This window comes from Amniculibacterium aquaticum (assembly GCF_003852705.1).
GTDB lineage: Bacteria > Bacteroidota > Bacteroidia > Flavobacteriales > Weeksellaceae > Amniculibacterium > Amniculibacterium aquaticum.
Genome location: NZ_REFA01000007.1, coordinates 45,684 through 60,611 on the forward strand (window position 1 = coordinate 45,684; position 14,928 = coordinate 60,611).

The following is a 14,928-nucleotide window of genomic DNA, read 5'->3' on the forward strand; positions in this document are numbered from 1 at the left end:
CGAGCCGAAGGCGAGCCCAAAAAGACGAATCTCACAAGATTGAATAGAGTCTTTACCTGATGTCCTAGCCCAGATGGAAACGGCATCCTTTTGCTTGGCGATGGAATTTTGCGGTGGCAAGCAAAAGATAGAGTGAACAGCTGGACCGAATATCGAAAGAAGCTGTTCTTTTGAAGCTCCTAAATGGTGGTCAATCGTAGAGAATTGGTTTTGCCTCCTTCGTGTGCCGGTGTGGCATTGAGGTTGATGACGAAATCTCCGGGTTCTACATATCCGTGGTTCCAAGTGAGCATGTTGACTTGGATGATGGTTTCGTCGGTGGATTTTTTTAGATCATAATAATACGCTCGAACTCCCCAAAGCAGGTTGAGCATCGTGAGTACCCTTTTGTTGGAACTGTACACGATGATGTGCGAATTGGGTCTGTGAGAGGATATTTGAAATGCGGTGTACCCGGAATATGTCAGAGTGACAATGGCCTGTACATTGCTGGATTTTGCAATTCTAACAGCAGCCATGGAAATCCTGTTGGTGATGTATCTTTCGTCTACACAATTATAAACTTGTTCTATGGGTCTGTTGTTGTTTTTGTAAAAGGTTGTGTCCTCGATGCTTTTGATAATCTTAGTCATGTTTTTCACCACATCCACAGGATATTTGCCAACTGAAGTTTCACCGGAAAGCATTACGGCATCGGCACCGTCCAATACGGAGTTTGCGACATCGTTTACCTCGGCTCTTGTTGGGGTTAGGCTGTTGATCATGGTTTCCATCATTTGTGTGGCAATGATGGCCGGTTTTGCACATATTCTGGCTTTTTCGACAAGATTTTTCTGGATGGCAGGTACTTCTTCCATCGGAACTTCAACTCCCAAATCGCCTCGGGCAACCATTAATGCATCGCATTCCGCTAGGATTTCATCGATGTTTCTTACGCCTTCTGGCTTTTCAATTTTTGCAATGATGGGGGTGCGGAATTCTTTACCGTTCGGATGATTGGCTATTAATTCCTTAAGATCTTTGATGTCTTGGGCATGTCTTACGAAAGAAAGCGCAATCCAATCGAACTTTAGATCCATCATGAATTGTGCGTCTTGTATGTCTTTTTCTGTAAGTGCCGGTAGCGAGACATTGGTATTGGGTAGGTTGACTCCTTTTTTGGAGCTCAACGGTCCACCTTGTATGGTTTTGGCTTTTACAATGTCTTTTTTGTTAGTTTCTATAACTTCCAATACCAATTTGCCATCGTCGATTAGGATTCTTTCCCCCACTTTTACATCATTTGGAAATTGGGTGTAGGTCATGTACACTTTTTCCGAATTTCCCTCAATATTTTCATTGGTAAAGGTAAGGATGTCTCCAGGGTTAAGATAAGAGCCGTCTTCTACAATGCCAATTCTGAGTTTAGGTCCTTGCAGATCACCAAGAATACCCACAGAATAGCCAAATTCTTTGTTGATTTCTCGGATAAGTTTGACATTTCTTTTTACCAAATCGTAATCGGCATGTGAAAAATTTATTCTAAAAACATCGGTTCCGGCTTTTACCAAGTCAAGCATGGTTTCTTTGGTTGAAGACGCTGGTCCTAATGTTGCGATGATTTTTGTTTTTTTTGAATATTTATTCATAGTTTTGAATTATGTGGAATAGCTCGTCATTTGAAGAAATGGCGATGCTCTCCATTTGAAAAAGATTCGTTTCTGGTTGCAAAATTAACGAAAAATTACTACTGGAATATGAACAAGTTGTAATATAGCGGATGTTTTGCTTATTAATGAGCATCAAATTCTCGTTTTCTTCTATGAATAGCTCGGTTACTTCTTTTTTCTGTATCCGGTGTGATGATTGATTTGAGAAAAATCGGAAAACAGTTTGTGTATTTTCACAAAAGGCTTCGAATACGGGAAAATAATAGTCAAAGTATTTTCCATAGACTACGATGTCTTTTTTTCTTTCAAAAAAGAAAGTGTTAGCGGAATTAAGTTTATAGAAAAATGAAAAGTCCTGAAAGTTTTGAACACAAGTTACCAAACCAATGAAAAGCAGTTCGTCGGCGGTATCACAATCTAATTGGAGTATTGTTTTTTGCTTGCTCAAGGATGTTTTCTTTTTTATTTAGAATATAAAATGCTCTTTGGGCGGCTTTTTCTTCGGCTTTTTTCTTGGAAGAGTCCGTTGCGTTAGAAATGCTTTTGTCGTTCAGCCAAACCACACATCGAAATACAATGCTTTTGTTGGCTTGGTGTTCTTCTGCAGTTTCGTAGCGAATGGCAACTTTCTTTTTTTGACTCCATTCCAAAAGAATGCTTTTGTAGCTGACAATTTTTCGCTCTAATTTAGTGATTTCTTCCGGAGTAAGGAGCTTGTTGAGAACAATCTCTTTGCATTTTTCATATTCTAAATCCAAAAAGAGAGCACCCACCAAGGCTTCGAACAAGTTTCCGGTGATGTTCTCACTGAGCGTTGTCGTTTGATTGGTTTGGATGAATTTTTTTAAATCCAATTGCTCACCGATCTTATTGAGATTTTTGCGGTTTACAATTTTAGATTTCAATTGGGTAAGGTACCCCTCATTGGCTTTGGGGTAGTTGTGGAATATATAACAAGAAATTATGGTTCCTAAAACGGAATCGCCCAGAAATTCTAATCGTTCATAATTGTTTTGAAAATCGATGTTTTTAGACTGCGATTTCAAAGAAAAAGCTTCTCTGTAAATCGAGACATCACGAATCTCTGTACCTAAAAGTTTGTTTAATTCCTGTGAAAGATAAAAATCTTTTTCCGATAATATTTTTTTTCTTTGCTTTAGGAATTTAGAAAAATATTTCTTTAACTCCATAGTCAATAGAGTGGATTAGATTTTTTTAAATAAAACACAAGCGTTGTGTCCTCCAAATCCGAAAGTATTGCTCATGGCTATCTTAACTTCTTTTTTAACCGAATGGTTAAAGGTAAAGTTCAGCCTGCTATCAATTTTTTCGTCATCGGTAAAATGATTGATGGTTGGTGGCACCTCTCCATGGACAATGGTACCCAATGCTGCAATAGCTTCGATAACTCCGGCAGCTCCCAATAAGTGACCGGTCATGGATTTGGTTGAATTGATTTGGATGTCGTACGCATGATCGCCCAATAATCTGGAGATGGCACTGGATTCTGCAATGTCTCCCAATGGAGTAGATGTACCGTGCATGTTGATGTGATCGACCTCGTCAGCGGTTACACCAGCATCTTCCAAACAGTTTTTCATTACGAGATAAGCTCCAAGACCTTCAGGATGTGGCGCTGTCATGTGATGTGCATCAGCACTCATACCGCCTCCTTTTAGTTCTGCGTAGATGGTTGCACCTCTTTTTAGAGCGTGTTCATATTCTTCCAAAATCATACATCCTGCACCTTCTCCCAAAACAAAACCATCTCTGTCTTTGTCAAATGGTCTAGAAGCGGTTGTAGGATCGTCGTTTCTTGTAGAAAGTGCCATTAAGGCATTGAACCCACCAACGCCACTAGCACATACAGCAGCTTCTGAACCTCCACACACGATAACATCTGCTTTGCCCAATTGGATGAGCATTTTAGCATCAATTAAAGCGTTGGCAGATGATGCACAAGCAGATACAGTAGTGTAGTTAGGGCCGTGGAAGCCGTACTCGATGGAGATTTGTCCAGGCGTGATGTCGGCAATCATTTTAGGAATAAAGAACGGGTTGAATCTAGGGATGTCCGATTTTGCCCAATTAACCACTTCGGATTCGAAAGTTTCAAGACCACCAATACCGGAACCCCAGATAACTCCAACTCTGTTTTTGTCAACTTCGGTATTCAAAATCTCAGAATGTTCAATGGCTTCTTTAGCAGCAACCATTCCCAACTGAGTATTTCTATCCATTTTTTTAGCTTCTTTTTTGTCGAAGTGTTGCAATGGATCAAAGTTTTTTACTTCGCAAGCAAAGCGAGTTTTAAAATTTGTGGCATCAAAAAGAGTAATCGGAGCGGCACCGCTCTGACCTTTTACAAGATTTTCCCAGTATTCTTTTGCATTATTGCCTATTGGCGTTATTGCACCAAAACCTGTTACGACTACTCTTTTTAATTCCATAAATTATAATTTTTTATTTCTGAAACTAGAAATATTATTTGTTAACTACTTCTTCGATGTAAGCGATAGCATGACCTACAGTGGTGATTTTTTCTGCTTGATCATCTGGGATTTGAATGTTGAATTCTTTTTCAAATTCCATGATAAGTTCTACAGTGTCCAAAGAGTCCGCTCCTAAATCGTTGGTGAAGCTAGCTTCTGGAGTTACTTCTGTTTCTTCAACGTCAAGCTTATCAGCGATGATAGCTTTAACTCTTGATGCAATGTCTGACATAGTAAATTGTTTTTATTAATTGTTATTCGGTGCAAATATATAAAAATCTTTAAAACTATAAATTGTTTTATTGTTTTTTGATGAAATATACGATTGTATTTTGTGTAACGATTTAGGAATGAAAAATTTAAAAAAGCACGAAATATTGGTTTGTTTTTGTATTTGTCATAAATATGTGTATTCGATGAATAATCAAGAAAAAGTAAATAAAACATAAAGGATGAACGATAAAATTTAATTTAAAATGTTAAAAATCAATTATTATTGCAATAGAATGAAAATAATATTTATATAGCAACAAATTAAATTATATTAAATTAATAATTATGAAAGTAAAATTACTATGCTCTGCATTGCTGATTGCATCCTTGTACAGCAATGCTCAAGTTTATCAGTCTGTTCCCATACAATCTGGGTTTAATCATGATGTTATAGCTAATGGAGTAGGGAATTCCATCAGTTCTACAACTTCTGATGTCGATGGGGTAGATTATGCTTTTTTGTCAAAAGATTTTAAACCTTTAGCGACAAGTCCGGATCTTACCTATGGTTTACCGATAGATGGAAGCTTTAGTTCAATGGTTGCATCAACCGTTGGTTTGCCGTTTCAGCTTGCATCTTATTCTGGTAATAATGCTCTACGATTGGTGTTGCCTGCGGATAGTGGTCTTTTAAATTTTTCGACTCCAATTTCTGCGAATCGTTTATTTATGTTAGCTACTTCAGGAAGTGGAACTTCTGTGGTAGATGTTACGATTACATTTACAGATTCTAGTACTCAAACCATCAGTGGTATTTCATTATCGGATTGGTACAATGGAACTAATTATGCGATTTATGGTATTGGTAGGGTGAAAAGATCATCGAATGCTTTAGAATCTGGTGGTGGGACTAACCCAAGGTTGTATCAGGTTGAACTTGGTATTGATGCTGCAAATCAATCCAAACAAATACAAAGCGCTACGATTACCAAGGTTTCAGGTGGAGGATTGCCTAACATATTTGCGTTTTCTGCAGATGCAATAGTTTCTTGTATGCCGCCTTCGGCCTTGACAACAACAGCTGTTTCTGCCAATTCTGAACTTTTTCATGGACGGCTCCAGCTTCAGTACCTTCTCTAGGGTATGATGTGTATTATAGTACTTCAAGTACGCCACCCACAGTTGCTACAACTCCCAATATGTCTGCTGTTACGGGAGTGTCGACTACAATTGCTGGTTTAAGCCCAAATACGGAATATTATGTATGGATGAGATCTTTGTGTACATCGGAAACAGGACCATGGAACGGATCTTATTTGAAATTTAAAACATCTTGTGCGCCTGTTGCTTCTCTGTATGAAGGTTTTGAGACGACAGCTACGGGGAATTTTGTTCCTACTTGCTGGGAGAGAATGGCTCCGTCTGCTTCAGCGGGATCCATGTCGATTTCTACAGCAACTCCTGCTGCAGGTACGAAAAATGTTTATCAATATGCATCAACAACACAAAGCCCAACAATTGTTGCTTTACCAGAGTTTTCTAATGTCAATGCTGGGACCCATTGGTTGAGGTTTAAGGCTAGAACGACTGTTGCGGGAGGTACATTGTCAGTTGGTTATGTAACCGATGTGACGGATGTGATGAGTTTTGTGACTATTGAGGATTTGACGATCAATAATACTTCATATGCAGTTCCGTCCGCTGAATATAAAGTGATTGTTCCGAATACGCTTCCATCGAATGCTAGACTGGCAATTAAAAATAAAAATGATGGTAAGGCTTATTATTGGGATGAGGTGAATTGGGAACCGGTACCAACTTGTCTTGAGCCATCCGACTTAGCGGTAAGTAACATCACTGCTGATGGAGCAACTTTAACTTGGACAGCATCTACTTCTAGTCCAACAGGGGGTTATGATGTTTATTATAGTACAACGAATACTGCGCCAACATCTACATCTACTCCAAATGTGAATGTTAATTCAACTACTGCTAATCTTAGTTCTCTTACAGATAACACGACTTATTATGTTTGGGTAAGAAGTCATTGTAGTTCTACAGACCAAAGTACTTGGTTGGCATTGCCAAGTTTCAAAACATCATGTCTGCCTGTTGCTTATATGTATGAAGGTTTTGAAAGTTATGCATCAGGAAGTATTGTTCCGGATTGTTGGGTAAGAATGGCAGCTGCTACTTCTGCGGGATCCATGTCCATTTCAACGGTTACTCCAGCAACAGGAACCAAAAACATATATCAATATGCATCGGCGACACAAACGCCAACCATTGTTGCCTTGCCTGTTTTTTCTAATGTAGATGCAGGTACTCATCGATTGAGATTCAAAGCCAGAATATCTTCAGGAACCGGTGGGACTCTTTCTGTTGGATATGTAACGGATATTAATGACCTGAATAGTTTTGTGTCTTTAGAAGATCTTACGATTAACAATACCACTTATACTGGAGCAGCGGCTCAATATCAGGTTGTGATTCCGAATACGGTTCCTTCTGGAGCGAGATTGGCATTAAAGAATAAAAATGATGCTAAATCGTATTATTGGGACGATATCTATTGGGAACCTAACTCATCATGTGAAGAGCCTACAACATTATCTGTAACGAATATTACAACGACCGCAGCAACTGTTAACTGGGTTGCTCCAGCAACAGCTCCAGCCAATGGATATGATGTTTATTATAGTTTGGTAAATACTGCACCTATACCGACTACGACTCCTACAACAACGGTGTCGGCTCTTTCTGCTAATTTAACATCATTAAATCCAAGTTCAGTATATTATGTATGGGTGAGATCCAGATGTTCATCTACCGATCAAAGTCCATGGGTTGCTCTCTCTAATTTTGCTACAGCTTGTGATGCGGTTAATCTTCCTTATGTTCAAAACTTTGATGCGGTTACAGTGCCGGCTCTACCTAACTGTACCACGAATCAAAATGTGGGAAGTGGAAATAATTGGACTACAATTGCTAGTCCAGGATACGGATTTAATTCTCAAGTTTTAAGGTATTCTTATAGCTCGTCTAATGCCGCTAATGCATGGTTTTATACCGCGGGTATTAATTTAATTGCGGGTACCAATTACAAAATCTCTTTTGACTACGGTAACAACAGTACAACTTATGTTGAAAAAATGAAAGTGGCGTTTGGAACTTCAGCGGATGCAACTGCAATGACAACACAGGTGGTTGATTTGCCAAATATTACTGGTTCTGCTAAACAGACCGTGACATATTCTTTTACGGTTCCAACAACTGGAGTGTATTACTTTGGATTCAATGCTTATTCTATTGCAAACCAATACGCTTTATATGTGGATAATATAAACATAGATCAAGATGTTTTAGGAACTTCAGAAGTAAATACAAAAGATGGAATTATGGTATATCCAAATCCTTTCCATGATGTTGTTACAATTTCTGGGACTAGAGACCTGAAATCGGTACAGGTTATGGATGCTTCTGGAAGATTGGTAAAAACCATTGAAAGACCTGCTGCACAATTGCAATTGGGTGATCTGAAATCCGGAATGTATATTTTACAACTGGTTCATAGGGACGGAACAACATCATCTGTCAAAGTGATGAAGAAATAATAATTAATTTTTTAACCATGAATAAGCTGTCCAAAAAGTCTGGGCAGCTTTTTTTGTTATAAAAACATAATCAAGTTATGAGATTCATAATTACAAGGAATGGTATTTTTTTTTCATGAACGGGTACAAAAAAATCTCTCAAAAAAATGAGAGATTTTAAGAGCCATTATCGGGAATTGAACCCGAGACCTCTTCCTTACCAAGGAAGCGCTCTACCCCTGAGCTATAACGGCGGTTTGTTGAAAAAAAATCACAATCCTAAGTTGGTTGTGATTTTAGAGCGGAAGACGGGGGTCGAACCCGCGACATTCAGCTTGGAAGGCTGACGCTCTACCAACTGAGCTACTTCCGCATTAAGTGTTTACTTAACAGTGTTGGTAAACGGTGTGCAAATTTAAGAATTAAATTTTAATCTGCAACATTTTTTTTAATCTTTTTTTTATTTAAAAAAAATAGTGGGGAGAGCAGGATTCGAACCTACGAAGCCGAAGCAACTGAGTTACAGTCAGTCCCATTTAGCCACTCTGGAATCTCCCCGATCCATTTTTTTAAAGAGCCTCCAGAGGGATTCGAACCCACGACCCCGAGATTACAAATCACGTGCTCTGGCCAACTGAGCTATGGAGGCAAAGATTTCAAAAGAACTTCTCTTTCTGCAAACAGTCAAACTTGTTGTGTTTGTTTCTGTTTTACGGGTGCAAATATGAGCACTTTTTTTGAAATCCCCAAATTATTTTGAAAAAAAATTAACTTTTTTTTGAACTTTTTTTCTAAGCCATTTCTTTCTTCTTGATTAAGAGTTTCTTAGCGGCTTCGGCGCAAAGGTCTAAACTTTCTTCAAAACTAGCACCGGTCTTCTTAACTACGATGTCATCGCCGGGAACGACTAAGATGATCTCTGAAGTTTTGTTCTCCTTGTCGGAAGTGTTTTCAACTTTTAAGAACACTTTGCATTCTTGGATACGATCGTAGAAGGTCGCAAGTTTGTTTAATTTTTTTTCGATGTGGTCTTCTAGTGGTTCGTGAGGAGTCAATCCCATTGACTGAACTGTAATTTTCATAATCTGTCAATTTTAATTTGGTTAAACTTTGAAACCTTAAGTTTCTTCTTCATTGTTATTTGCTCTTGGATGAGCTTTGTTGTATGCTTTTTTTAATTGTTCGATGTTGGCGTTGGTGTAAACTTGTGTTGATGCCAACGAGGCGTGCCCCAAAATCTTTTGTACTTTAGATATTTCGGCCCCGTTGTCCAAGATGTGTGTTGCGAAACTATGTCTTAGGATGTGTGGGCTTTTTTTGTCTTTTGAAGTAACAAGACTAAGGTAGGAAGTAACCGTGAGATAGACAAATTTTTCTGTGAGTTTTTTCCCTTTTTCATTTACAAAAAACAGATGTTGGCTGTTCTCATTTGGTTTTCTGAGGCTTAAATATTCTGAGAGTTTGTTTTTAAGCTCAATAGAAATGGGGATGATTCTCGTTTTGTTTCCTTTTCCAGTGACTTTTATTTCGTTATTGGTAAGATCGGTGTTTTGGTAGAGTAAGGTGCATAGCTCTGCTCTACGGATGCCGGTTTGGTACAATACCTCTATGATCAGCTGGTGGAGTAGGCTGGGTGAGTCCTCCCAAGTGTTGCTGAGGTCTTCCATTTCGTCCTTGGATATGGGGATTTGCTTTTTGGGATAGAATTTTAATGAGTTTATGTTTTCCATTGGAGAAGTTTTTAGTTCTCCAACTCTCATAAGGAAGGTGAAAAAAGATCTAAGACTGGATAATTTTCTGTTGATGCTTCTTTTGCTCAGTTCTTTTTCGCTTAAAGAAATCATGAAATTTCTGATGATTTTTCTATCTGCTTTAGCAATGCTGTTGTGGCCTTCGGTTTTCGCTAGAAAATTTTCAAAATCTTCTAAGTCTTTTTTATAGCTGCTGATGGTGTTGGGGGAGTATCTTTTTTCTTTGGTGAGATACTCTAGGAAACGCTGGGTCATAATAAAAAAATCTCTTTCCAAATTTACAAATTCGGAAAGAGATCAATATTATTTTATTGAAAATAATTAAGCTTGTTCTTCTCTACTAGCTTCTCTTTGTTTGTGAGCCGCTTTTAGTTTAGCTTGTCTGTTGGTAACGGAAGGTTTGATAAACTGTTGTCTCGCTCTTAGTGATCTAACAACTCTTGTTTTATCATATTTTCTTTTGTACTTCTTAAGTGCTCTGTCGATAGACTCTCCGTCTTTTACTTGAATTATTAACATATTTTACATCTCATTTCGGGTGCAAAAGTAAGAACTATTTTTTTAACTCACAAATTTATTTCAGTAAATGCAAAAAAGCCTAAAAAATCTTACATTTGTAGAAATATTATCAACGATGAAATTAAATTCATACATATTATTTATTTTTCTTTTGATGAGCGGATTTTCTTTTGCTCAAAGAAATCGTGCGGCTCGGGTAGAAACGCCTTCAGCTCAAACTTTAAGGGCCGGAGCTTTTATTGATGTTAACGCTGCAGGTTATGCTCCGAGCGCTTATACCATCGATCAATTGATAAAAAATATATTGATTACGGGTGGCAATAGCAATTGTGCGACACCAAATATTTCTAATGTTCAGGTTTCTCCCAATTTGGCAGCTACAGATGTTAATAGATCTTGGGGATATTTTAACAAAGCGCTTACGGCTTTTCCTTTTACAGATGGTATTGTACTCACCTCGGGATATGCCAGAAGAGCGGGAAATAATTTCGCAAATGGAACTTTAAGTGATGTATTAGGAACAGGTGGTGATACGGATTTGGCAACTGCAATTAATGTGTCTAATGGCCAGTTGAATGATGCAACATACATTTCGTTTGATTTCGTGCCTTCGGTTTCTACCATTTCGTTTAATTATATTTTTGCCTCAGAAGAATATTCCAGTTCTTATCCATGTACATTTACAGATGGTTTTGCATTATTAATTAAGAAACAAGGAGATCCCAACTATACCAATTTGGCCGTATTGCCCAATAATGCCGGTCCCGTGAGTGTGACCAATATTCACCCAAATATTCCGGGGAATTGTGGCTCTGTAAACGAACAGTATTTCAACGGCTACAACTCCAATAACATAGAAACTAATTTTAATGGAAGGACAATTCCGTTAACTGCTACTGCTACTGTCATTCCAGGGCAAACCTATCATTTCAAAATTGTTTTGGCGGATTATTCAGACTCTTCTTTTGACTCTGGAGTTTTTATCCAAGCTGGATCTTTTAATATTGGTGTTCAAATTGGCGACGGAACCGGTGCTGCGTTGCCACCAAATGTAAATGTTTGTGGCCCGATTTCTCAGACCATGGTCGCTACTTCACAGGCGAGTGGAGCAACTTATCAATGGTTTTTGAATGGCAACCCTATTGCCGGTGCAACCAACGATACTTACACAGCAACACAGCCAGGAACTTATTCTGTAGAAGTTACAGTTCCGGGAAGTAATTGTCCGGGTACCGCTCAGGTGGTTGTCACATCTACACCCGCGCCAACGGTACAGAATACTTCGTTGGAAGTCTGTTCCAGTACCACGACGGGAGTTTTTAACCTGACCAATGCACAACCCAATATAAGTACAACCCCGGGTGCGGTTTTTTCGTATTATCAAAATCAGGCAGATGCCTTGGCGGGTAATACCAATGCCATAGGAAATGCTACGGCATTTTCTTCGGCCAATACCACTTTATATGTGCGAGTGCAGGTGGGTAATTGTTTTAATGTTGCTCAACTGCAATTAACCGTAAATCAAACTCCGGCAATACCAACCGTTACGGCTTCTTCCGGTGTTTTGTGTGCCGGTGGAACGGTAACTTTAACCTCAAATTATACTTCTGGAAATCTATGGTCAACAGGTGCAACAACTCAAAGTATTGTTGTGAATGCAGCGGGAACTTATACCGTAACCAATTCTGTTGGTACTTGTACCAGTGCACCGGCTTCTGTTACCATAACGGACTCTGTAGATCCCAATCTTCAAATTTCTGGTAACTTGGCTTTTTGTCAAGGTGGTGCATCGACACTCACGGCAAGTGCAGATGGTACAGGAAATACTTATGCTTGGAATACCGGTGCAACAACTCCGGCAATAACCGTAACTGCGGCAGGTGTCTATACGGTAACGGTGACTACGGCAGCAGGCTGTCAGTATGTTAAATCGGTAACTGTTACTACAGATGCGCCACCAACCGCTCAGAACGCTCAGTTGAGTGAATGTTCGGCAAATGCAACAGCAACTTTTAATTTGACATCGGCACAAAATGCAATCAGTACCACGCCCGGAGTTACCTTTACATATTATCAAAATCAAGCGGATGCTGTAGCTGCAAATGCCAATACCATTGTCAATTCCAATGCCTATACTTCGCCCAACGCAACCGTTTATGTTTTGGTGAAAAAAGGAACTTGCTCTACAGTTGTACAACTTCAGTTGACGGTTTCTTCTACTCCTGTGGTTCAGAATGCGACATTGAACGAATGCTCGGTAGCAACTACAGCGTTGTTCAATTTGACTGCGGCGCAAAATTTAATTTCCGCCAATCCAAATGCAATTTTTTCTTTTTATCAAAATTTAGCCGATGCACAAGCAGGAAGTGCCAATACGATTGCCAATCCAACCGCATATACATCTGGAAATGCCTTAATTTATGTTTTGGTAAAAGCAGGGACATGTACTTCTATTGCTGAGTTGCAACTGAATGTTGTGGCCATTCCGGTGACAAACATTACACAATCTGCACCGGCAATTTGTGGAAATACGCCTGTGGTTTTAACTTCTAATTATGCGGTGGGGAATCTTTGGTCCAACGGTTCAACCAATCAAAGCATCACGGTGACGGTACCTGGGACTTATACGCTAACAACGACTAACGGGAATTGTACAGGAAATACAGCATCGGTAACTTTGGTGTCGACTCCAGATCCTAACATACAAATAACAGGAAATCTTAATTTCTGTCAAGGAAGTTCGACAACGCTTACGGCTACAGCGGATGGAACTTCGAACATCTTTTCTTGGTCAAACGGTGCCAACGGCAATACAACGCTCATTACAACTCCCGGTGTTTATACCGTTACGGTGACGACTCCTTCTGGTTGTGTGTTTCAGAAATCGGTTACGGTAACCATGGATCCGGCGATTGTGATTAATATTGCAACTCCTGGACAAATTAACTGTACCAATTCACAAATCACCTTGAATGCTTCAAATTCTGTTTTTGTGCCAAATTCTACCTTACTTTGGACGGCTTCTGGGGGTGGAAATATTGTTTCGGGTGCCAATACAACAACACCTGTGGTGAATGCAGCAGGAACTTACACGCTGACCATTACCAGTCCAAACCCTAACGGTTGCTCGGCTCAAAGTCAGGTGGTGGTTGTTAAAAACATTACTCCACCAACCATTGCGGTGAATGCCTCTTCCATAAAAATTTGTAAAGGACAATCGGTAATTTTGACGGCAGCAGGTGCTGTTACCTATATTTGGACTGGACTTACAGGAAACGGAAATACACAAACGGTTACCCCAGATGTTACAACAACTTATTCTGTAACGGGGGTTGGAGCAAACGGTTGTGCTGCCGCCAATCCTACCAATATTACCATTGAAGTGGTTCCTGCGATTGTATCTGTACTTCAAAACGGACACATGTGTAAAGGCGATGCTCTGACTTTGGATGCAGGTGCAGGTCCTAACTATACCTATCTGTGGAGTACGGGACAGACAAGTCAGACCATAGATGTTGTGCTTCCGGGGACTTATTCTGTGGTGATTGATAACGGAACTTGTACCAAATCCGTTACCGCAATTGTTACTTATACCGTTGTTCCCGAAATTAAAGAAGTGGTTTTCGAAAACCATACTTTGACCATTACAGCGACCAATCCGCAAGGGACACCGTTGGAATATTCATTGGATCATGGAGCTACATGGCAAAGTTCTAATGTCTTTTCCGGTATTGAAAGCAATATGAACTATACCATTACGGTAAGAAATCAAGGAATGAATTGCTCGAATTCCGTACTGTATTTTACCGTTTACATTCCGAATTTGATTACTCCAAACAACGATGGCAACAACGATACCATCAGTTTTGCAGAGTTGGCAAAATATGACAATTTTGGTGGAGGCATCTACGATCGATACGGAAAACCGGTTTTCAAAGCCAGTAAGTCCAATTACATTTGGAACGGTCAGTACATCAACTATCCATTGCCAACGGCAACTTATTGGTATCAATTGCATTGGAAAGATCCTATTTCTTCTAAGCTGATTGAAAAAACAGGATGGATTTTGTTGAAAAATAGAGATTGATGTTTTTTTGAATGTATAACTTGATTTCCACAATTATATAATGTACTTTTGCAAGACTTAAACATGGGGTTGACTGGTTTCGACAGCAAGACCAATGGGTAAGTAAGCATGCAGAGAACCGTAGCGCGATCTCTTTAATCCCTTGCTACAACATTTTAACTGGCAACGAAGAGTTCGCTCTTGCTGCTTAATCTGAAGTTTAGTAGGATTCAAGCGTTCTCCCGAAGATAGTAAGGAGGCAAGATGTCTCACAAATGCTCTGTTCTGCGGCATTTGATTCTGGGGCATAGCAATGCAGGAATAAGTCACTAAAAGCTTCGGTTGGTGATCGAAAATCTTAGAAGATAAGCTGAAAATTGGGTGTCTGTGCTCTGTTTTTGGTCGAAAATCAATTGCAGAATAAGCATGTAGAAAGCTTGCGTGTTGCTTGTTTGGACGAGGGTTCGAATCCCTCCAACTCCACAAAGTGAAAAATTAAGGTACTCAATCGAGTGCCTTTTTTTTCGTTATAACACCGATGGATACAACAATTAACGCCTATTGGTGGGGGTGGCAAGGATTGCAAAAAATACGAGCTTAGTTGTTGGGCTTTGGCTACAGGGTGAGGAATGGCTGAAAATAGTT

11 protein-coding genes, 4 tRNA genes and 1 other RNA gene are annotated in these 14,928 nt (G+C 39.4%); 4 read left to right on the plus strand and 12 right to left on the minus strand.

Going from position 1 to position 14,928, the window contains the following annotated elements; genetic code table 11:
- Nucleotides 1–179: 179 nt before the first annotated feature.
- From pyk to EIY84_RS04475, 5 genes are read right to left on the minus strand one after another with little or no spacing between them, the layout of a single operon-like run.
- Entirely contained in the window at nucleotides 180–1,628 is a 1,449-nt protein-coding gene (gene pyk / locus EIY84_RS04455) for a pyruvate kinase (protein WP_124640713.1), read from the minus strand.
- The gene (locus tag EIY84_RS11955) at nucleotides 1,621–2,097 is read right to left on the minus strand and encodes an IPExxxVDY family protein (protein WP_164472017.1); all 477 of its coding nucleotides are present in this window, start codon (nucleotides 2,095–2,097) and stop codon (nucleotides 1,621–1,623) included. The genes pyk and EIY84_RS11955 overlap by 8 nt, the downstream gene beginning before the upstream one ends.
- Nucleotides 2,060–2,839, minus strand: coding sequence for a ribonuclease III (gene rnc / locus EIY84_RS04465; RefSeq protein WP_124640714.1), 780 nt, complete (start codon nucleotides 2,837–2,839; stop codon nucleotides 2,060–2,062). Before rnc ends, EIY84_RS11955 begins: the two co-directional genes overlap by 38 nt.
- Before the next feature lie 15 nt (nucleotides 2,840–2,854).
- Entirely contained in the window at nucleotides 2,855–4,099 is a 1,245-nt protein-coding gene (fabF, locus tag EIY84_RS04470) for a beta-ketoacyl-ACP synthase II (protein ID WP_124640715.1), read from the minus strand.
- A 34-nt stretch (nucleotides 4,100–4,133) separates the two neighbouring features.
- On the minus strand, nucleotides 4,134–4,373 hold the full coding sequence (locus EIY84_RS04475) for an acyl carrier protein (protein WP_002976354.1): 240 nt from the start codon (nucleotides 4,371–4,373) through the stop codon (nucleotides 4,134–4,136).
- Nucleotides 4,374–4,726: 353 nt separating this feature from the next.
- Between EIY84_RS04475 and EIY84_RS04480 the strand changes: the two genes are divergently transcribed.
- Both EIY84_RS04480 and EIY84_RS04485 read left to right on the plus strand, forming a co-directional pair.
- Nucleotides 4,727–5,494 carry a hypothetical protein gene (locus tag EIY84_RS04480; RefSeq protein WP_124640716.1) on the plus strand — a complete coding sequence of 256 codons (768 nt, stop codon included), beginning with the start codon at nucleotides 4,727–4,729 and terminating at the stop codon, nucleotides 5,492–5,494.
- Nucleotides 5,495–5,553: 59 nt separating this feature from the next.
- Nucleotides 5,554–7,968, plus strand: a complete 2,415-nt coding sequence (locus tag EIY84_RS04485) for a fibronectin type III domain-containing protein (RefSeq protein WP_164472018.1) — start codon at nucleotides 5,554–5,556, stop codon at nucleotides 7,966–7,968.
- Nucleotides 7,969–8,129: 161 nt separating this feature from the next.
- Here the strand turns inward: EIY84_RS04485 and EIY84_RS04490 are convergent.
- From EIY84_RS04490 to rpsU, 7 genes are all read right to left on the minus strand, one after another.
- Nucleotides 8,130–8,201 (minus strand) — tRNA-Thr (locus EIY84_RS04490).
- Nucleotides 8,202–8,247: 46 nt separating this feature from the next.
- Nucleotides 8,248–8,320: transfer RNA gene (locus EIY84_RS04495), tRNA-Gly, on the minus strand.
- Between the two features lie 104 nt (nucleotides 8,321–8,424).
- A tRNA-Tyr gene (locus tag EIY84_RS04500) sits at nucleotides 8,425–8,505 on the minus strand.
- A 17-nt stretch (nucleotides 8,506–8,522) separates the two neighbouring features.
- Nucleotides 8,523–8,596 (minus strand) — tRNA-Thr (locus EIY84_RS04505).
- Nucleotides 8,597–8,738: 142 nt separating this feature from the next.
- Complete coding sequence (locus EIY84_RS04510) at nucleotides 8,739–9,029, minus strand: HPF/RaiA family ribosome-associated protein (protein WP_124640718.1); 291 nt, start codon at nucleotides 9,027–9,029, stop codon at nucleotides 8,739–8,741.
- Nucleotides 9,030–9,065: 36 nt separating this feature from the next.
- Nucleotides 9,066–9,953, minus strand: coding sequence for a tyrosine-type recombinase/integrase (locus tag EIY84_RS04515; protein WP_124640719.1), 888 nt, complete (start codon nucleotides 9,951–9,953; stop codon nucleotides 9,066–9,068).
- 66 nt (nucleotides 9,954–10,019) lie between these two features.
- Nucleotides 10,020–10,217 (minus strand): 30S ribosomal protein S21, encoded by a 198-nt coding sequence (gene rpsU, locus EIY84_RS04520; RefSeq protein ID WP_124640720.1) that lies wholly within the window; start codon nucleotides 10,215–10,217, stop codon nucleotides 10,020–10,022.
- A 115-nt stretch (nucleotides 10,218–10,332) separates the two neighbouring features.
- Between rpsU and EIY84_RS04525 the strand changes: the two genes are divergently transcribed.
- Together EIY84_RS04525 and ssrA are read left to right on the plus strand one after the other, a co-directional pair.
- Entirely contained in the window at nucleotides 10,333–14,304 is a 3,972-nt protein-coding gene (locus EIY84_RS04525; RefSeq protein WP_241154730.1) for a choice-of-anchor L domain-containing protein, read from the plus strand.
- Between the two features lie 65 nt (nucleotides 14,305–14,369).
- Nucleotides 14,370–14,769, plus strand: a transfer-messenger RNA (tmRNA) gene (ssrA, locus tag EIY84_RS04530).
- Nucleotides 14,770–14,928 lie beyond the last annotated feature (159 nt).